This is a genomic window from Neoroseomonas soli (assembly GCF_018129065.1).
Classification (GTDB): domain Bacteria; phylum Pseudomonadota; class Alphaproteobacteria; order Acetobacterales; family Acetobacteraceae; genus Neoroseomonas; species Neoroseomonas soli.
In genome coordinates this window covers 1-17,291 of record NZ_JAAEDM010000066.1, presented here as the reverse complement: position 1 = coordinate 17,291, position 17,291 = coordinate 1, and the positions used below count along the sequence as shown (strand labels likewise).

The 17,291-nt window shown below is 69.0% G+C and carries 16 protein-coding genes; 4 read left to right on the top strand and 12 right to left on the bottom strand.

Features of this window, described 5'->3' with window-relative positions:
- Positions 1-10: 10 nt before the first annotated feature.
- Positions 11-2,065 carry a NosR/NirI family protein gene (locus GXW76_RS19210; protein ID WP_211863715.1) on the bottom strand — a complete coding sequence of 685 codons (2,055 nt, stop codon included), beginning with the start codon at positions 2,063-2,065 and terminating at the stop codon, positions 11-13.
- Positions 2,066-2,343: 278 nt separating this feature from the next.
- Between GXW76_RS19210 and GXW76_RS19205 the strand changes: the two genes are divergently transcribed.
- Positions 2,344-3,351: a ferritin-like domain-containing protein gene (locus tag GXW76_RS19205; RefSeq protein WP_211863714.1), complete on the top strand. Its 1,008-nt coding sequence runs from the start codon at positions 2,344-2,346 to the stop codon at positions 3,349-3,351.
- Positions 3,352-3,414: 63 nt separating this feature from the next.
- Here GXW76_RS19205 and GXW76_RS19200 read toward each other — a convergent pair whose 3' ends face one another.
- Together GXW76_RS19200 and GXW76_RS19195 are read right to left on the bottom strand one after the other, a co-directional pair.
- Positions 3,415-3,804 (bottom strand): c-type cytochrome, encoded by a 390-nt coding sequence (locus GXW76_RS19200; RefSeq protein WP_211863713.1) that lies wholly within the window; start codon positions 3,802-3,804, stop codon positions 3,415-3,417.
- 320 nt (positions 3,805-4,124) lie between these two features.
- On the bottom strand, positions 4,125-5,366 hold the full coding sequence (locus tag GXW76_RS19195; RefSeq protein WP_246514527.1) for an NnrS family protein: 1,242 nt from the start codon (positions 5,364-5,366) through the stop codon (positions 4,125-4,127).
- 145 nt (positions 5,367-5,511) lie between these two features.
- On the opposite strand from GXW76_RS19195, the gene GXW76_RS19190 reads away from it, so the two are divergent.
- Positions 5,512-5,991 carry an RrF2 family transcriptional regulator gene (locus GXW76_RS19190; protein ID WP_211863712.1) on the top strand — a complete coding sequence of 160 codons (480 nt, stop codon included), beginning with the start codon at positions 5,512-5,514 and terminating at the stop codon, positions 5,989-5,991.
- 33 nt (positions 5,992-6,024) lie between these two features.
- Here GXW76_RS19190 and ctaD read toward each other — a convergent pair whose 3' ends face one another.
- From ctaD to GXW76_RS19155, 7 genes are all read right to left on the bottom strand, one after another.
- Entirely contained in the window at positions 6,025-7,608 is a 1,584-nt protein-coding gene (gene ctaD / locus GXW76_RS19185) for a cytochrome c oxidase subunit I (protein ID WP_211863711.1), read from the bottom strand.
- Positions 7,609-7,628: 20 nt separating this feature from the next.
- A complete protein-coding gene (locus GXW76_RS19180; RefSeq protein ID WP_246514526.1) occupies positions 7,629-8,090 on the bottom strand; it encodes a PAS domain S-box protein in 462 nt (153 codons plus the stop codon).
- On the bottom strand, positions 8,087-8,806 hold the full coding sequence (locus GXW76_RS19175) for a 5-formyltetrahydrofolate cyclo-ligase (RefSeq protein WP_211863710.1): 720 nt from the start codon (positions 8,804-8,806) through the stop codon (positions 8,087-8,089). The genes GXW76_RS19180 and GXW76_RS19175 overlap by 4 nt, the downstream gene beginning before the upstream one ends.
- Positions 8,803-9,636, bottom strand: coding sequence for an XdhC family protein (locus tag GXW76_RS19170; protein ID WP_211863709.1), 834 nt, complete (start codon positions 9,634-9,636; stop codon positions 8,803-8,805). The genes GXW76_RS19175 and GXW76_RS19170 overlap by 4 nt, the downstream gene beginning before the upstream one ends.
- Positions 9,637-9,689: 53 nt before the next feature.
- Positions 9,690-10,667, bottom strand: coding sequence for a PhzF family phenazine biosynthesis protein (locus tag GXW76_RS19165; RefSeq protein WP_211863708.1), 978 nt, complete (start codon positions 10,665-10,667; stop codon positions 9,690-9,692).
- A gap of 19 nt (positions 10,668-10,686) precedes the next feature.
- Entirely contained in the window at positions 10,687-11,229 is a 543-nt protein-coding gene (locus tag GXW76_RS19160; protein ID WP_211863707.1) for a hypothetical protein, read from the bottom strand.
- A 416-nt stretch (positions 11,230-11,645) separates the two neighbouring features.
- Positions 11,646-12,524 (bottom strand): LysR family transcriptional regulator, encoded by an 879-nt coding sequence (locus tag GXW76_RS19155; RefSeq protein WP_211863706.1) that lies wholly within the window; start codon positions 12,522-12,524, stop codon positions 11,646-11,648.
- A gap of 192 nt (positions 12,525-12,716) precedes the next feature.
- Here GXW76_RS19155 and GXW76_RS19150 point away from each other — a divergent pair, with 192 nt between their 5' ends.
- Positions 12,717-13,415 (top strand): CBS domain-containing protein, encoded by a 699-nt coding sequence (locus GXW76_RS19150; protein ID WP_246514525.1) that lies wholly within the window; start codon positions 12,717-12,719, stop codon positions 13,413-13,415.
- An 86-nt stretch (positions 13,416-13,501) separates the two neighbouring features.
- A complete protein-coding gene (locus tag GXW76_RS19145) occupies positions 13,502-13,903 on the top strand; it encodes a DUF488 domain-containing protein (RefSeq protein ID WP_211863705.1) in 402 nt (133 codons plus the stop codon).
- Between the two features lie 138 nt (positions 13,904-14,041).
- Here GXW76_RS19145 and GXW76_RS19140 read toward each other — a convergent pair whose 3' ends face one another.
- Together GXW76_RS19140 and GXW76_RS19135 are read right to left on the bottom strand one after the other, a co-directional pair.
- The gene (locus GXW76_RS19140; protein ID WP_211863704.1) at positions 14,042-15,199 is read right to left on the bottom strand and encodes a patatin-like phospholipase family protein; all 1,158 of its coding nucleotides are present in this window, start codon (positions 15,197-15,199) and stop codon (positions 14,042-14,044) included.
- 204 nt (positions 15,200-15,403) lie between these two features.
- A complete protein-coding gene (locus GXW76_RS19135) occupies positions 15,404-16,966 on the bottom strand; it encodes an FAD-dependent oxidoreductase (RefSeq protein WP_211863703.1) in 1,563 nt (520 codons plus the stop codon).
- Positions 16,967-17,291: the final 325 nt, after the last annotated feature.

Genomic DNA, 17,291 nt, shown 5'->3' with positions numbered 1-17,291 from the left:
CTCCTCCTGATCACGGCGCGGGCGCCGTGGACGAAGCGCCCTGTGCGCCGTCCTGGGGCTTCCCGTTCCGAGTAATGACAGTCTTCGGAGCCTTGGCTCCCGGCAGCGGCACCGCGCTCATCGCGACCTGCTTCTCGCGCTTGAGGCGGATCTGGATGTTATGCGGGCAGCGGTCCTCGGCCCGGTAAAGTTCCTGGCAGTGCATGCAGTAGATGCACTCGTTGGGATTGATGTTGCCCTCGGGATGGATGCTCTGCACCGGACATTCATGGGCGCAGCGATGGCAGGGATTGCCGCATTCGCGCCAGCGCTTCAGCCATTCGAAGGTGCGCATCCGCCCCGGGATCGCGAGCGCCGCGCCCAGCGGGCAGAGGTAGCGGCAGAAGAAGCGTTCGACGAACAGCCCTGCGGCGAGCAGCCCGCCGGCATAGAGCACGAAGGGCCATTCCCGCATGAACTTCAGGATGATGGCGGTCTTGAACGGCTCGACCTCCGCGATCTGCTCGGCGATGGCGACCGAATGCAGCGAGATGCCGAGCAGCGCCAGGAAGATGACGTACTTGATCGGCCAGAGCCGCTCATGCAGGCCCCATGGCAGCCTGACCTGCGGCACGCGAAGCTTCTGCGCGACGGCGGCGAGCAGTTCCTGCAACGCTCCGAAGGGGCACAGCCAGCCGCAGAAGACGCCCCGGCCCCAGAAGATCAGCGCCGCCGCCACGCCGCACCAGAGGATGAAGATCAGCGGCGCGGCCAGGAAGTATTCCCAGCGGAACCCGGTGACGAGCGCGTTGACGAAGGTCAGCACGTTCACCACCGAGAGCTGCGCGTTCGCGTACCAGCCGAGCCAGACCAGCGTCCAGGTGAGGAAGGCGTAGCGCACCCAGCGATACAGGACAGGCCGGCGCACGAGCTGGTCCTGGAAGAAGAAGATGCCCGTCAGGATCATCAACGCGATCGCGGTGATGGCGATGTCCCAGGTCTTGGCTTGCCAGATGCGCTCCCACAGGGGCACCTCGGTGAGATCGCGCTCGACGGCGGGCGCCGCGGCCACGGGCGTCGCGGCCGGCGCCGGCGCGGCAACGACGGCGGGCCGGAGGATGTAGGACTCGGGCAAGGCGTAGCCGAGTTCGAAGCTGAGGAATGCCTTCTCCCGCGCACCGATGGCGCGCTGCACGAGCAACTGCAGGCTCCACGGCTCCGTGGGATTGAGCCCGGCATCGGTCGGCACGGTGAATAGCGCGATCTCGGGCAGGCGCGGCGCGCCTTCGGCGGCTATGTCACCCAGGCGCCGGTGGTCGCGATCGCGAAAGCGCAGCGGGCGGCCGTCCTGGACCACTTCGATCCGGTCGAAGATGCCGCCGCGCACGTAGCCGGAGCCCTTGAACGAATAGACACCATGCCCGGCCACAAGGATGGCCTGCTGCCCGGGCGCGAGGTGGTGCGCCAGGCGCTCATAGCCCTCGTCGCCCAGCAGGCTGCGGCCGATGGTCGGCGCGCTCACCAGCGCGGTGAAGAGCTCGATGAAGGTGTCGTCGGGATCGCCGGGTTCGGGATTGGCGGCGGCGCGAGCATTGCCGCTGCGCTCATAGGCCTGGTTCACCTCGCCGATCGAGAGATGCAGGCGCCGCACGGATCCGTCGCCGAGCAAGCTCTCCCAGTCCCGCACCTCCCCCGGGCCGGGGGCGAGGGTGGCGGGCGCGGCGGTTGTCGCCGCCTGCGGCGCAACGTCACCGATGCGCCCGGCACGGATCAGGCGGACGGCGGAGCGGACGACGCTGTCGGCCATCACCAACACGGTGACCGTCGCGCCGCTGACGATATCGGTCTCCGGCGCACGCGCCTCCCCGCGCGCGACCGGCGCCATGGCGGCGCCGACCAAGCGGTTCATCGCCGCCACGATGCGCTGTTCGGGAATGCCGATCAGCACGATCGGCTCCTTGTGCTCCCGCAGCCGGATGCCGCGGATCACACCTTCGGTATCAATCGCCACCAGCAACTGGATCGGCTTGCCGGAATAGCCGGTGGCGTCGGTGACATCAGTATTGAGATAGACATGGCCGAGCAACCTGCTGCCGGCATAAGCGGGCGCCAGTGGCGGCCCGCCTTCGGGCGAACCAATGCGGTCAGCACCGGGAAAGATCTCGGAAGGCGCTACGCCCGAAAGGAATTCGGCGAGACGTGCCGCGGAAGCTGGTGCGACAAGAAGCGCCAATACAGCGCCAATGCATAATAGAAGCCGGCCGCCGGAACGGAAAAGATCTATTCGAGACACTACCGGCATCTTTTATCCCCAGCGCCATGACTGGCATGATAAGGATGAAGAGATCTTCTTCTGACCGCTGTATGCACGACCAGCCACCTCATACACCTTGCTACCGAGCCGTCCAGGGGAAATTGGTATGGCGAATGCTAATTTTCCGAGAACCTGCATCAAGCATGCTCGGAATGACCGGAGGAAGGAAGCCCGCGATGTCGTTGTTGAAGGTCGAACCACCCGGACCGGTGCGCTCACTCGCTGAGCTCTTCGCAGTCGCGCTGACGCTCGAGACGGAAGCCGCCACCCAATACGCCGAGCTCGCTCAGAAAATGCGCGCCCTCGGACTGCCTGACGTCGCAGCGGTCTTCGAGCACCTGATGGCCGAGGAAGCTCATCACGCTGATGCGATCGAGCGCTGGTCCCGGGAAGCGACGGGAACGGCGCCCGACGCGAAGTGGCTTCGCTGGCGGCCGTCAGAATCCTTGGACGAGGAAGAGGCACGCAGCATTGCCTCCTCGCAGCTCGCCTCCGCCTACCGGGCGCTGTCCATGGCAGTCCGCAATGAGGAACGCGCGTTCCTCCTGTGGACCTACATCGCGGCACAGGCCGAGGATCGGTCCATCCGCCAGGCCGCGGAGGCGATCGCGAAGGAGGAACTGCGGCACGCCGCGATCTTTCGGCGCGAGCGTCGGCGCGCCTTTCATGCGGCCCGGGCCGGGCACGCCCAATCGCCGCAGCCGGAAGCCGTCAGTGCGGCGGAGATCGAACGGGAACTCGCCGCACGCCTCGCCGCGCTGGCCGAAATTCCGCCCCTCGCAGCATGGGCGGCGGAGCTGCGGCGCCTCGCGGCCGAGGCCACGACCATGGCTGCGGAAGTCGGGACTCAGATAGCATCGCCCGGCCCGCTCGCGACGGCCATGCCGGATGAACCGAGCCTCAAGGCAGCGCGGCAACTCGCCGAACGGGCTGCCGAACTCTACCTCGCGGCCGCCGACGCGGCAGGGGCGGAAGACGTGCTGCTGCGGCTGCAATCCCACGCGGACCGCGCCATCGCCCGCATTGCACGGCTCGGCGCGATGGAGGCAAGCGACTGAGGCCGCCGGCAGTGCCATCCCGCACAGGCAACCCTGCGCGAGGTGGCTGCCGACGGCGGGAAATCAGCGCTGTGCCTGCAGGTAGGCGATCAGGTCGTTCATCTGTTGGTCGTTGCGCAGGCCCGGGAAGGACATGGAGCCACCCGGCACGACAGCTTTAGGATCCCGGATGTAGGCGCGCAGGTTGTCTTCGCTCCAGACGAAATTCTGCTCGTGCTTCTCGTGCATCGGCCGGGAATACCGGAAGCCTTCGAAGGAACCCGCCCTGCGGCCGACGATCCCGAACAGGTTGGGTCCGACCATGGCCCGCCCGCCACTATTGATCGTGTGGCAGGCGCGGCATTGGTTGAAGACCCTCTGGCCCGCCTCAGCGTTGCCGGCGGCTTCCTGCGCCATGGCGGGCGCGACGGAGAGAAGCAGCATGGCGGCCAGTGCTTGGATCGGGCGTGACATGGAAGGACCTCATCGGGTTGTTTGGTGCGCCGAAGCGTGGCGGCCGCGCGGCCGGCGCTCCGCGCCTTCGGTGAAAATACAGCGGATGGAGCGAAAGCCGGCGGGATATTGGTCGCCTCCTTCAAGGCTTGTCATCAGGCCGGATGCGGCACCCCGGCCTGGCCGGTTCCTCTGACCGATCGTCGCAGCGCTCCGCTGCGGCGTCGGCATGCGCAGGCTGGCCCGCAGGCCAATCGCGATCAAACGAGATTCATTGCCGGTTGAGTGCAGATTTCCTGCCTGGTGGGCCACGCCCCGCACCGGCCACGCCGTCCCAGTCATCATCCGGGTTTGCCGTCAGGTCGTGAGCGCAGCAGCATCGGCGCATAGACGGCGAGGAACAGGATGAAGGTCGCAAGCCACAGCGTCCCTGCCACCGCCAGCGGCAGCAACGCGTCCTCGGTCAGGGAGGGCCCGAAGGCGCGCGCCAATGCGGCGAGCGGCAGCAGCACATAGGCCGTCGCGATCGCCGGTGCGGCCACCATATCCCGCCCGGTATGGCCGAGCGCGGCCCGCGTCATCACCGCCAGGATCATCAACGCCAATGCGCCGGCGCCCTGCAGATGCGGCCAGTGCATCGCCCATGCCGGCCCGGCGAGCAGCCAGACGGCCTTGGTCGCCAGCGCCAGGGGCACGAAGGCGTAGCCCAGGTGCAGCACCCAGACGATGGGCTGGCCCAAGGTGCGCAGCCCATGCCAGCGGGAGAGCCGCAGGGCCACCAGCACCGCCGCGAGCGCCGCCACGACGCCCGCCGCCATCCCGTTCGGCGCGACCAGGTCCACCACAGCCACGGCGATGAGCGACAGCACCGCCGCCCGGTCCACGCCAGGCAGGGGCCTCGGCTCGGCCGGCCGGCCGGTCTTGCGCAGGGCGTTCAGCGTGAAGGACGGGATGATGCGTCCGCCGATCACCCCCACCAGCACCAGCGCCATGTTGAGCGAAAGGAACTGGCCCAGGCGCCAGGTGTCGGCGGCCCAGCAGCCGGCCGCGTCGCCCAGCATCAGAAGGTCGCCGACCCAGAATCCGAGAACGATCAGCGGTGGGCCAAAGAGGCGCGCCTTGCCGGCCTTCACCAACCCGGGCAGGACCAGCAACAGCGTGCCCGGCAAGCCCGCGAGCGCAATCGGCGCGGCGATCCCGATCGGCAGCGGCGAGCCGGGCAGCAGGGCGACACGCCCCGCCAGGAACAGCGCAACCAGGGCGACCAGCGGACCTCCGGCAAACCCCGCCCGGCCCGTCCAGTTCGGCACCGCCGTCAGCAGAAAGCCGATGATGGCGGCGCCGACGAAGCCCATGAGCATCTCGTGCGCGTGCCAGCGAAGCATGGGCAGCGGCCCGTCGGGCACCGGCAATCCTGCCAGGGTTGCGACCCACACGACGACGCCAAGTGGCGCCCAGATTCCGGCCAGCAGGAAGAACGGCCGAAAGCCGTAGGCGAAGAGAGCGAAGGTCGTCCGCGTCTTCCGCGCCCCACTGACGGCAGACGGTCGGTCAGCCGCGCCGCGTGCCGCATGCATGGTCATCCACCACCACTCCATTGCCCCGCGCTCGGCATCGATTGCTTGCTCCCTGGGTCCCGGGTCATTGCGATCCCGCTCCACAAAGAGACATCGTTGATGCATCTTATGGGCTGGATCGGAAAGTGGCAATCCAGATGCATCTTTCGTCATGCGCCTGACCCTTCACAGCGACTACGCGCTGCGCGTGCTGATGTATCTCGGCCTGCGTGGGCAGGAACTGGCCTCGATCCAGGACATCGCGACGGCCTACGGCATCTCCGGGAACCATCTGACGAAGGTGGTGCAGCGGCTCGCCCGCGGCGGTTTCGTCGAGACGCTGCGCGGTCGCGGCGGCGGCCTGCGCCTGGCCAGGCCCCCCGAACAGATCGGAGTCGGGGCGGTGATCCGCTGCACGGAGGAGGACATGGCGCTCGTGACCTGCTTCGGCGCCCACCATGCCTGCGCCATCGCGGGGCCATGCCGCCTGCCGGCGCTGCTGGATGAGGCGCTGGCGGCGTTCCTGGCCGTGCTGGACCGCGCCACCCTTGCGGACCTGATCGCCCCCGGACGGGCGGAGATAGCCCGGCGCCTCGGGCTTCCGGACGGCGCCACGGCCAGCGCGCGGCGCCTCTCCACACCCAGGAAGTGATCGCGGCGACGCCCGCATCGCGGCCGCGCGCCTTCAACGCATGTGGGGCAGTTCGTCGAAGGAGTGGAACGGCGGCGGTGACGAAACCTGCCATTCCAGCGTCGTCGCACCGGCGCCCCAAGGATTGGCGGCAACCTTCTCACCCGAGCGGAAGGTGCGCCAGACGACGTAGAGGAAGACCAGGAACGACGCCGCCGAGATATAGGCCCCGACCGAGGCGATGAAGTTCCACCCCCACAGCGCCTCCGGGTAGTCCGGATAGCGGCGCGGCATGCCCTGGTTGCCCGAGAAGTGCATCGGGAAGAAGGTCAGGTTCACGCCGATGAAGGTGAGCCAGAAGTGCACCTTGCCCCAGAACTCGGGGTACTGCCTCCCGCTCATCTTGCCGATCCAGTAGTAGAAGCCCGCGAAGATAGCGAAGACCGACCCGAGCGAGAGCACGTAGTGGAAGTGCGCGATCACGTAGTAGGTGTTGTGCAGGATCTGCGTCAGCGACGCATTGGCCAGCACCACACCGGTCACGCCGCCCAGGGTGAAGACGAAGATGAAGCCGACCGCCCAGAGCATCGGCGTCTTCATCTCGATGGAGCCGCCCCACATGGTGGCGATCCAGGAGAAGATCTTGATCCCCGTCGGCACGGCGATGACCATCGTCGCCGCCATGAAGTAGGCGCGCGTGTCCACCGAGATGCCCGAGGTGAACATGTGGTGCGCCCACACGATCGAACCGATGAAGCCGATCGCCACCATCGCATAGGCCATGCCGAGATAGCCGAAGACCGGCTTGCGGCTGAAGGTCGAGATCACGTGGCTGATGATGCCGAAGCCCGGCAGGATCATGATGTAGACTTCGGGGTGGCCGAAGAACCAGAACAGGTGCTGGAACAGCACCGGATCCCCGCCGCCCTGCGGCTTGAAGAAGGCCGTGCCGAAGTTGCGGTCGGTGATCAGCATGGTGATGGCGCCCGCCAGCACCGGCAGCGTGGTCAGCAGCATGAAGGCGGTGACCAGCATCGACCACACGAAGAGCGGCATCTTGTGCAGCGTCATGCCCGGCGCGCGCATGTTCAGGATGGTGGTGATGAAGTTCACCGCGCCCAGGATCGAGGACGCGCCCGCGAGGTGCAGCGCGAACAGCGCCATGTCCATCGCCATGGACGGGTGGTACTCGATACTCGACAGCGGCGGGTAGATGGTCCAGCCCGCACCCGGCCCTTCCCCGATGAAGAGAGAAGCCACGAGCATCAGGAAGGCCGGCACCAGCAACCAGAAGCTGATGTTGTTCATGCGCGGGAAGGCCATGTCCGGCGCGCCGATCAGGAGCGGCACGAACCAGTTGCCGAACCCGCCGATCAGCCCCGGCATGATGACGAAGAACACCATGATCAGCCCATGGGCGGAGACCACGGTGTTCCATGCCTGCCCGTCCGGGAAGATCTGCATCCCCGGCTGCTGCAGTTCCATCCGCATCAGCACGGAAAGCCCGACGCCCGCCACCGCCGCCGTCACCGAGAAGATGATGTAGAGCGTCCCGATGTCCTTGTGGTTCGTCGAGAACAGCCAGCGCGCCACGAAACCTGGCCGATGGTCGTGATGGTCCTGCGTGACTGCCGACATCGCGTGTCCGCCCCTCCTGCCTATCGCGCGCCTTCCATTCCTGCGACCGCAGCCAGGCGCCGGCGGAGCGTGCGCATTTCCTCGAAGCGAGTGGTGACGTCGCGAAGGATCGCGACCATGCCGGCCATGCTGCCGCCGGCGTCATGGAGCGGCACGATGGTGAACTCGACGGAGATGCGGCGCCCGTCCCGGTGCAAGGCCGGCACCGCCAGCAGGTCACCTTCTCCGTAGCGTGTCCGTCCGGTCGCCATGACGCGATCGAAGCCTTCCCAGTGCCGCGCGCGCTGGGCTTCCGGGATGATGATGTCGAGCGACTTGCCGAGCGCCTCGGCCGCGGCGAAGCCGAAGATGCGCTCGGCACCCGGGTTCCAGAAGCGGATCACGCCGCCGCGGTCGCAGACGACGATCGCATCGGCCGGGGAAGCGAGGATGGCATCGCGCAGCGCATCGAGTTCCGCGGCGGTCATCGCGGCGCTCATCATCGCGCCGGATCCGCCGCACAGACACGGGCCGCGCCGCGCTCGGTGACGATGATGTCCATCGGCACGTCATGGGGCTGCGGGTGGATGGTCGGCAGGCGCGACATCTCGAAGCCGATGCCGATCGCCAAGGGCTTGCGCGCCATCGCCGCGAGCGTCCGGTCGTAGTAGCCGCCGCCATGGCCAAGCCGGTAGCCGAGCGCATCGAACCCGACCAGCGGGATCAGCAGCGCATCGGGCGTCACCGGCTCACCCTCGGCAGGAACAGGAATGTTCCAGACGCCGGGCACCATGCGCATGCCGGGCTGCCAGGGGCGGAAGACCAGCGGTTGCGCCTTCTCCGCCACCACGGGCAAGGCGAGCCGCGTGCCGTCCCGGTGCAGCGCGCGGGCCAGAGCGCGCGGGTCGTACTCACCCCTGAACGGCCAGTAGAAACCGACATGCATGCGCGCGAGATCCGGGACGGCGGCCCGGATATGCGCGGTGATCTCGCCGTCGCGCCGCGCCCGCTCCTCCGCCGGCACCGCGACCCGCTCGGCGATCAGCCTCGTGCGTTCGGTCTTGCGCCACGCCCGCACCTCCGGCCAGGGGAGCACGCCAAGCCATGACGGATCGAGTTCGTGCATGAAGCACGGCGGGGAGGCGCAATGAACGACCGCGTTGGGGTCTTCCTCGGGCGGGGCGATGGCAGGCCGCGTGGCTGCGTTGCATTCCATCATCTGGCCTCCACCAGGGCCGGCGCCGTGACGAGCCGCCGGGGCGCGGCTTTGCGTTCCGCGCCGCTGCCGCCGCGCCGCAACATCACCAGTTCGCCAATCACCGACAGCGCGATCTCCTCCGGCGTACGCGCGCCGAGGTCGAGCCCCGCAGGCGCGTGAAGCCGCGCCAGTTCGTCGTCCGTGAAGCCCTCCTCGCGCAGGAAATCGCGCATCAGCCCGGCGCGCTTGCGGCTGGCGATGATCGCGACATAGCCGGCGGGCGAGCGCAGCGCGCGCACCGCCGAGAGATGGTCGCCCTTGTGCTGCGTCGCGATCACCACGCTGTCGCCCTGCGCCGGCGCCAGCCGCGAGAAATCGTAGTCGTCGCCGATGAGTTCGGCGGCATCCGGATAGCGCACCGGATCGGGCGCGGGCGTGTCGCTGACGATCACGCGGAAGCCCAGCTCCGCTCCCAGGCGGCACAGGCTTTCGGCCACCCGTCCATGGCCGATCACCCACAGGCCCGGCGGCGGCAGCACCGGCTCGACGAAGACGCGCATCGCACCGCCGCAGGGCATGCCCACGCCGAGCACCTCGTCGTCCAGGTCAAGGCCGATGAGCCTCGGCTGCCCGTCGCGCAGGCCGTCCAGCGCCGCCTGCCGCACGGTGCTCTCCGCGCAACCGCCTCCGATCCAGCCGGCAAGGACCGTGCCTGCGCCGTCGATCAGCGCCTTGTCGCCGGGATAGGCGGAGGTGGAGCCGATCGTCTCCACCACGGTGGCGAGGACATGCGGCTCTCGTCTGCCCGCCATGCCGGCCATCAGGTCGATCAGCCTGGTTCCCTTCGGCATGGCCCTGCCACGCACCTCCGCCACTATCGCCGCGAGCCCGCCATGATCCTCCTTCACACGGACAGAAACGACAAACGCGATTTATTGGTCGTTGAGTGCAAGAAATCCGCATTATCTTCCGATGGCGGAGCCCGCATGTGGCCGCTCATCACCGAGGCGCATCGCCCACCCACCCAGGCCAGTGGAGCGCCCCTTTCCCGCCATTCGGTCCAGGCCTGGACCTGCCCCGGCCGCCCCATCGCGGCACCTTGCGAGACGGACAGGGCGAACCGCACCTTGCGCCGGGACGGCTGCAGGGTGGCGAGGAAACCCGCCAGTGCAGCATTGGCGCTGCCGCTCGCGGAATCCTCCTCGGTGCCGTGCAGCGGGGTGAAGGTGCGCGCCGCCAATGCCGCGTTGTCCTCTCCCGCACGCGCGTAGAGATGAAGCCCCCGGGCAAGGCCGAGCGGAATATGCGTCCGGAACGCCGAGCGCCGCGCCGTGGCGCGCGCCAGGGTTGCCTCGTCGCATAGTTCCGCGACCACGAAGGGGGCGCCGACCGAGAGCAGGCGCGGCGGATGCCGCCCGGTCTCGATGTCCTCCGGCGCAAGGCCGGCGCAGGCCGCGACGAGTTCGGGCGCCACCACGGGACCGATCTCGAGCGGCATCGGCGCGCCGACCCCGGCACCCATCAGGTGCGCGCCCTCCAGCAGCAACTGGGCCGGGACGACGCCGGCCGGCGCCTCGAAGGTCATGCGATGCCCGGCCGGCCGGCCATGCAGCCGCCCCAGCCGGCCCAGAACATAGGCCGCGGCGATCATCGGCTGGCCGGCGAAGGGCACCTCCCGGCGCGGGGTGAAGATACGGATGGCGGCCGTGGCCGTGCGCGCTGACGGCGGCAGCAGGAAAGCTGTCTCGGCGTAGCCGAACTCGGCCGCGATCGCCTGCATCTGCGTCGCGTCGAGGTGCTCGCCGTCGGTCACCACGGCCACCTGGCTGCCGGCGAAGGCGTCGCCGCTGAATACGTTCACGGTGTGGAATGCGATGTCCATCTCGTCCTCCTGCCTGCTCTCAAGCGTGGGCCGGCACGGCCGGCGTGCTGTTGACCGCGGTCAGCAGCCGCAGCCGCTCGGGCGGCGTTCCCTCCTCCCCCGGCACCGTGACCTCGGCGCCGGCGCGGCGCCCGAGCAAGGCCAGGCCATGTGGCGAGTTCACGGGCAGCGCCCAGGCCGCCTGCGCGCGCGGACCCGGCAGCATGAGGACCCGCGCCTGCGGCTCCGCTTCGCCCGCGCTGAAGATCACATGCGAGCCCAGAGCGGCGACGCCGCGCGGCAGGGCGCCGGTGCTCACCAGCCGCGCCTCGTCCAGCAGCGCCAGCAGGTCGCGCGCGAGCGGGCCGTCCGGCCGCATCTCCAGCCGCGCATGGCGCTCGAGGCGGGCGAAGTCGCGCACGGTCAGCAGCGGGCGCGCGCAGGTGCCGGGCGGCGCGACCTCCCCCGCCATCGCGCGGGCGGCGGTGGCGCTTTCGGCAATACGGCAGGCGAAGCAGATTTCCGCCTGGGCGGCGATGGCCGCGCCGCAGACGGCGCAGATCGAGATGACGGTCAGGCTCACGGACACACTCCCCCGGGCATGGCGAAAGGCGACGCGCTCCGCGAGGCGGAGGCGGCCGATGTCAGGTGTGGAGAAGCCCCCGGGGCCGGGCGCCGCCCGATGGGCGCGCGCCGACGGGCCCGGGGCTAGAAGCCCGCGAGCAGCGTTCCCGTCTGGCGACGGTGCACGGAAAGGGGAAGGTGCCGCCTCATCATGGCTTGAGATGGGGTTTGCGCAGACCAGTTCAACGCCTTGCGCATGGCCGGCACCGGCACATGCGGGCCTCATACCAACGGTCGAAGCATTCGACCGTTGGTAGTTGCCTTTGCGTACCCTCGGACGCCGGGCGCAAACCTCCGGCTTGCTTGGCTTTCGCCGGACTGCCGGCAGGCCGCATTCGCGGCCTCGGCACGAGGCAGAGACTCGTGCCGTCCGTATCAGACGGGCTGGCCGGCGCTTCTGCCGTCGTCCGGCTCGGCGCGGGCGATGCGCCGGAGGCCATCGAGCGCAGCCTGGATCAACTCGGGCTCGCCGCTGTTCTCGCTGATCACCGCATAGGCCGGATAGAGGAATTCCGGAGCGTCGGGCACCAGCTCCAGCCTCCCGCTTTCGAGATGCGGCTTGGCCGCGCCGAGGCGGAAATACCCCATCCCGCCCGCCTCGAGGATGTAGCCGAGGCCGAGCGGGCCCAGGTCCACGACCAGGCCCGGATCGCCGTATCCCGCGCCGGCCGTGGCGTAGTGCAGCGCAAGGTCCGGGCTCCAGTCCACCTGGACGTAGTCCACCTGCCCGTCGCCCGTCGGCCCGGTCGTCCTGACCATGACGAGCCGTTCCTCCATCAGGAGTTCGATCCGCAGCCCGGCACGGTGCCGGGGCGCATAGACCACGCCGATGTCGATGATCCCGCCCGCGACCTGTTCGACGATCGTCTCGGGCAGCCCGACATGGGCGCGCAGGGCCACTTCCGGCTGCGAGCGGCGCATCCACAGCAGCCAGCGGAGCAGGAGCGGATCCCACAGGCTGTGCTCGGCGCCGATGCCGAGGACCGCTCGCCGCCCGGCCGGCACCGCGACCTGGTGGCGTGCCCGTTCCCACAATTGGACCAGCGCCGGGGCATGGCGCAGGAACTGCTCGCCAGCCGGCGTCAGGCTCGCACCGGCCTTGTTGCGGATGAAGAGGCGCCGCCGGAGCTGGTCCTCCAGCGTGCGGATGCGGGCGCTGACCGTGGTCTGGCTGACATGCAGGCGCTCCGCCGCGCGCACGAAGCTGCCGCCGGAGACGATGGCGAGGAAGGTGCGGACCAGTTCGGTATCCATGGGCGCCCCGCGAGATGCAGAATTACTGCATTCAAAGGCCAATAAAACTCGTTTGTCTGCATGAAAATAAGGAGGCACGATCGCTCTCGCTCGCCCAGGCGGGCGCCGACGGGCGTCGGATGTCTTCCCGCCGCTCCCTTCGCCGCCGGGTACAGCGCGGCCGGCCCTGCCGGGCCGGGAAGGAGAAGGACGATGACCGAACCGACAGCCAGCGACCTGATGACCAGCGAGGTGGTGACGATCCCGCCCAACATGCCGGTGACGTCGATCGCGCGGCTGCTCGCCGATCGCGGCATATCCGGCGTGCCCGTGCTGGACGCGGACGGCGCGCTGCTTGGCCTGGTCACCCAGGCCGACCTAGTCAGCCGCTTATCCCGGACGACCGAGACGGCGCCGTCCTGGCTGCGCTGGCTCTTCGCCGACACTGCCAGGGCCGCCGACCGCTACGCGCGCACCCACGGCTTCGTCGCGGAGGAGGTGATGACCCCTGACATCGTCGCCGTCCCGCCGAATACCCCCGTCTCCGCAATCGCCGAGACCCTGGAGAAGAAAGGGATCCGGAGAGTGCTGGTCACCGAGCGCGGGCAACTCCGCGGTGTGGTAAGCCGATCCGACCTGCTCCGCGCCGTCACCAGCAACGAGACCGAGGCGGCTGAACTTCCGGACGGGCGCATCCGGGTCGCCATCGTCGCCGCCATGCGCCGCGAACCCTGGGCCGATCCCTTCCACACGCTGGTCGAGGTGCATGACGGGATGGTCGAGTTCTATGGCTTCGCGCCTGGACCGGCGGTGCAACGCGCCCTCCGCGTCCTCGCCGAGCAGGTTCCGGGCGTGAAGGGTGTCAGCGACCACACTGAGCCCCTGCCCGCTTACTATCAGGGGCCGCTGTGAGGGCCGCCGACGGCCGGCATGGGCTGCCGACCGCGCCAGGCCCCCAATGGTTGACGCCGCCGCGAACCGCTGCGGGAGAAAACGACATGACGGAGCGGATTGCGTCGCACGGGATCCGGCTGAAACGAATCTATGAAGCGCCGGCCGAGCATGACGGCGCCCGCGTCCTGGTGGACCGGCTCTGGCCGCGCGGCATGAGCAAGATGCGCGCCGCCCTCGCCCTCTGGTGCAAGGATGCCGCGCCCAGCACGGAACTGCGCCAGTGGTTCGGCCACGACCCGGCGCGCTGGGAGGAATTCCGGCGGCGCTACCGGGCCGAACTGCGGGACCGCAGCGCCGCGCTCGCGCCGATCCGGGACCTTCTGCACCTCGGGCCCGTCACCCTGCTCTTCGCCACGCGCGACGAGCGGCACAACGAGGCGGTGGTTCTCCGCGAGGTACTTCTCGAGGAAGCCGACAGGCGCTCCGCATCGGCCCATCATCGATGAGGCAGCTTGGCGGCGAGTGGCCGCGCGCACCATTCCCCCGATGCCTGCGCCGCAGGTCGGGCCGCGACAGCCGGCCGGCTCACCTGGGCTGCGCGGTCGTGCCGGCCGATGGCAAGCGTTGTGGACGAGTCTGCTGCGTCAAGCGCCCATGGCCGCGCCTTGGGACGTCCCGGCCAGCACGTCGAAGTTGCGCGCGCCGACCCCCGGCTGCCTGGGCGCGAGCCAGGGGGATGCCCGCAGCGTCGCCTCGGCATCCGCCCGTCCGCGCACCCAGCGTGCTTCCATCGTGCCTCGGCTGAATTCGTAGTCCTTGCTGTACCCCTGAACGTCGCGCGGGCGATCGACCAGTTCGACGATGTCCATGGTGGTGACGCATCCGAAGGCGTAGAGGAACTGCGCTTCCGGCGTGGCACGCAGCGCCTCCGGCAGCTTTTCCCAGAGTTCGTTGATGTTGTGCCGCACGTCGTGGATATGGCGGAGGGCGTCGGTGACGATGCGGGTGCGGCTGGAAAAGCGGATATCCTTCTGCCGCTCGCAGGTCTCGGCGAGAGTGGCGGGCACGGGGCCTCGCGCGGGGAAGAGATCCACCTGGAACACCAGGCGGCTGCGGCGCGGCAGGTAGGTCAGCACGTATTGCAGCGGCGTGTTCGAGACGAGGCCACCGTCCCAATAGTACTCCCCGTCTATCTCGACGGCAGGGAAGCCGGGCGGCAGGGCGCTGCTCGCCATTACATGCTCCGGCCGGATGGCGATCTCGGCGTTGTCGAAATAGGAGAAATCGCCGCTGCGCACATTCACGGCGCCGACGCTGAAGCGGGTTTCGCGGGCATTGATGCGATCGAAATCGACCAGGGATTCCAGCGTGCTCTTCAACGCACCGGTGTCGTAGACACTGGCGGGCGTGTGGCCGAACATCCATTCGGCCGGTGGCCGCGGGGCGAAGAAACCGGGCTGGCCGAAGAACATCGCGGCCACGGCTGCAGCCTGCCGGTCGTCACCCCATCCGGCGCCGAGCGCACCGTTGAACAGGGCAGGCCAGGAATTCGCCGGAGCGGTGATGCGTTCCCAGAACTCCCGCAGCCGCGCGACGCGGTGCTCCGGCGCGTTGCCGGAAATGATCGCCGCATTCACCGCCCCGATCGAGATGCCGGCGACCCAGTCCGGCAGGTACTCGGAGTTCGACAGCGCCTCGTAGACGCCCGCCTGGTAGCTGCCGAGCGCGCCGCCGCCCTGCAGGACGAGCGCGATCTTCTTGTCGTAGGAGGGAGGTCGAGGCGGTGCGGCCGGGATGCTCATGTGGAAATTCTCCATGGGTCCGGACGGGAGCGCCGAACACCTTGTCGCCGCCTCCGTCCTCCCTGCCTCGTCCCAACAAGAAAGTCGGACATCGTCACGGCGAGCAGATGCACCGTTAGCCGAGGTCGGGAACCGATCGCCCGCGGCTGGAAGCGATCGTACGCATGACGATCCCCACTCAAGCGTGACGAGAGCCGGCGCCACTCATCCGGAAATCGCCCCGGGTGCCGCCGTGGCATCGCGTTCCATCGCCACTTCGGCGTCCAGGCTCTGCAAGTCGCGACCGACCGTGGCAACGGCGAGGACCTTCCCATCGCGGCGGTAGCGCAGCACGGCGCTGCGCGCGGCGACGTCGCCCTCCACCTCGATCGCATCCCAGCGCGCGGCGTGCCCGACATAGTTGATGGAGATATCGTAGTGCTGGCTCCAGAAGAACGGTGCCGCGGTGAAGCGCGCCCGACCGTGGCCGAGCATGTTGAGCGCAGCCGTCTGCCCCTGGCGCTCGGCCACTACCCAATGTTCGATCCGGAGCCGCTCGCCCGTGTGAGGATCAGGCCATCGGGCGATGTCGCCGGCGGCGAAGATGCCCGGCGCGCTGGTCTCCAGGTGCTCATCCACCAGGACGCCGTGATCCACCGCAAGCCCGGCGCGTTCGGCGAGTTCGGTGCGCGGCCGCACGCCGGTGCCAAGGACCACGAGATCGGCAGCCAAGCTGGCGCCGCCCGTGAGCCGAACGCGACCCGGCTCAATGGCCGCGACGCCTTCCCCCAGATGGAAGACGACGCCTCGCTCCTCGTGAAGCCGGCGCACCATCTCGGCGAGTTCCAGCCCCAGGACGCGCTCGAGCGGCTGCCGATCGGGAGCCACCACATGCACCGCGAGGCCGCGCGTCCGCAAGGCGGCTGCCACCTCCAACCCGATGAAGCCCGCCCCGACCAGCACGGCGTTCCGCGCGGCCTTCGCCGCCTCGATCAGGGCGCGGCTGTCCCGCAGGGAGCGCAAGGTATGCACCTGCGGCCCATCGGAGCCGGGGATCGGCGGCCGGACGGGCTCCGCGCCGGTGGCGAGCAGCAGCCGGTCGAATGGAACCTCCCCACCGCCTGCGAGCAGCACGCGCCGACCCGCGGGATCGATCGCGGCCACCGCCGCACCGAGGCGCAGGTCGATCGCATTCTCCGCGTAATATCCGTCCGGCCGCAGCGAGATCCATTCCTCAGGCGCCGTCCCGGCCAGGTAATCCTTGGAGAGGTTGGGCCGGTCATAGGGGGCAGCGTCGTCCGCGCTGAGCAGCGTGAGGCTTCCAGCATAGCCTTCGCGCCGCAGTCTCTCGGCCGCAGCAAAGCCCGCAGCGCCGCCGCCGACGATCACGATGCTCCCAGGCGCCGTGCCGGATGAGGGCCTTGCCGGAGCGCGCCGCGGCGCGGGTTGAAGCCTTTCGCGCACGAAGACCTTGCCGCCGGTCTGTTCCACCCGCCAGCATGGGATGGGGTCGAAGGCGGGTGCCTGCACCGCCTCGCCGGTCCGCAGGCTGAAGCAGGCATGATGCCATGGGCAGCGCACCGTCTCGCCCACGAGCAGACCCTCCGCGAGCGGGCCGCCATAATGGGTGCAGGCGGCGCCGATCGCGAAGACGTCCTGGCCGTGGCGCGCCAGGATCACCGCCTCCTCGCCGACATGGCCCACGAGCATGCCGCCCTCCGGCAGGTCGGAGAGCGGCATGCCCTGCGTCAGGTCAGGTCCGCCCGGAGCCGCTTCGTTTCCGCCCATGAAAGCCTCCTGCGAGCCAATGGATGTCGGTCCAGAGCGAAGGGGCCATCTTCAGGGTAGGATCGCAGACCCGCCCGCGCCGTTCACGCATTGGATTTGATGCTGCACGCCCGAATATGTTCCCGGCCGCGAGAAACATCCGGACAGTTCCAGAACCCCCCTCGTCATGGTGACCTTTGCCTGATTCGCTGATGTGGCGCGGCGCGGCGCGGCGCGGGCGAAGGCGATGGTTCGGCAGCCTGGGTTCTTCGACGTGGAGGAACGGCTGCGGGAGTTGTCGGCCAAGGGCGATGACCTTGAGCGGATCGCCGTGCTGGTGGATTTC

What these genes read in the sequence shown, in the direction of transcription:
- GXW76_RS19150 (WP_246514525.1), top strand. Translation starts at nt 12,717, where the DNA reads ATGACCGAACCGACAGCCAGCGACCTGATGACCAGCGAGGTGGTGACG.
- GXW76_RS19205 (WP_211863714.1), top strand. Translation starts at nt 2,344, where the DNA reads ATGCACGACCAGCCACCTCATACACCTTGCTACCGAGCCGTCCAGGGG.
- GXW76_RS19165 (WP_211863708.1), bottom strand. Translation starts at nt 10,667, where the DNA reads ATGGACATCGCATTCCACACCGTGAACGTATTCAGCGGCGACGCCTTC.
- GXW76_RS19135 (WP_211863703.1), bottom strand. Translation starts at nt 16,966, where the DNA reads ATGGGCGGAAACGAAGCGGCTCCGGGCGGACCTGACCTGACGCAGGGC.
- GXW76_RS19145 (WP_211863705.1), top strand. Translation starts at nt 13,502, where the DNA reads ATGACGGAGCGGATTGCGTCGCACGGGATCCGGCTGAAACGAATCTAT.
- GXW76_RS19180 (WP_246514526.1), bottom strand. Translation starts at nt 8,090, where the DNA reads ATGATGAGCGCCGCGATGACCGCCGCGGAACTCGATGCGCTGCGCGAT.
- GXW76_RS19190 (WP_211863712.1), top strand. Translation starts at nt 5,512, where the DNA reads ATGCGCCTGACCCTTCACAGCGACTACGCGCTGCGCGTGCTGATGTAT.
- GXW76_RS19170 (WP_211863709.1), bottom strand. Translation starts at nt 9,636, where the DNA reads ATGCCGAAGGGAACCAGGCTGATCGACCTGATGGCCGGCATGGCGGGC.
- GXW76_RS19195 (WP_246514527.1), bottom strand. Translation starts at nt 5,366, where the DNA reads ATGACCATGCATGCGGCACGCGGCGCGGCTGACCGACCGTCTGCCGTC.
- GXW76_RS19200 (WP_211863713.1), bottom strand. Translation starts at nt 3,804, where the DNA reads ATGTCACGCCCGATCCAAGCACTGGCCGCCATGCTGCTTCTCTCCGTC.
- ctaD (WP_211863711.1), bottom strand. Translation starts at nt 7,608, where the DNA reads ATGTCGGCAGTCACGCAGGACCATCACGACCATCGGCCAGGTTTCGTG.
- GXW76_RS19175 (WP_211863710.1), bottom strand. Translation starts at nt 8,806, where the DNA reads ATGATGGAATGCAACGCAGCCACGCGGCCTGCCATCGCCCCGCCCGAG.
- GXW76_RS19140 (WP_211863704.1), bottom strand. Translation starts at nt 15,199, where the DNA reads ATGAGCATCCCGGCCGCACCGCCTCGACCTCCCTCCTACGACAAGAAG.
- GXW76_RS19155 (WP_211863706.1), bottom strand. Translation starts at nt 12,524, where the DNA reads ATGGATACCGAACTGGTCCGCACCTTCCTCGCCATCGTCTCCGGCGGC.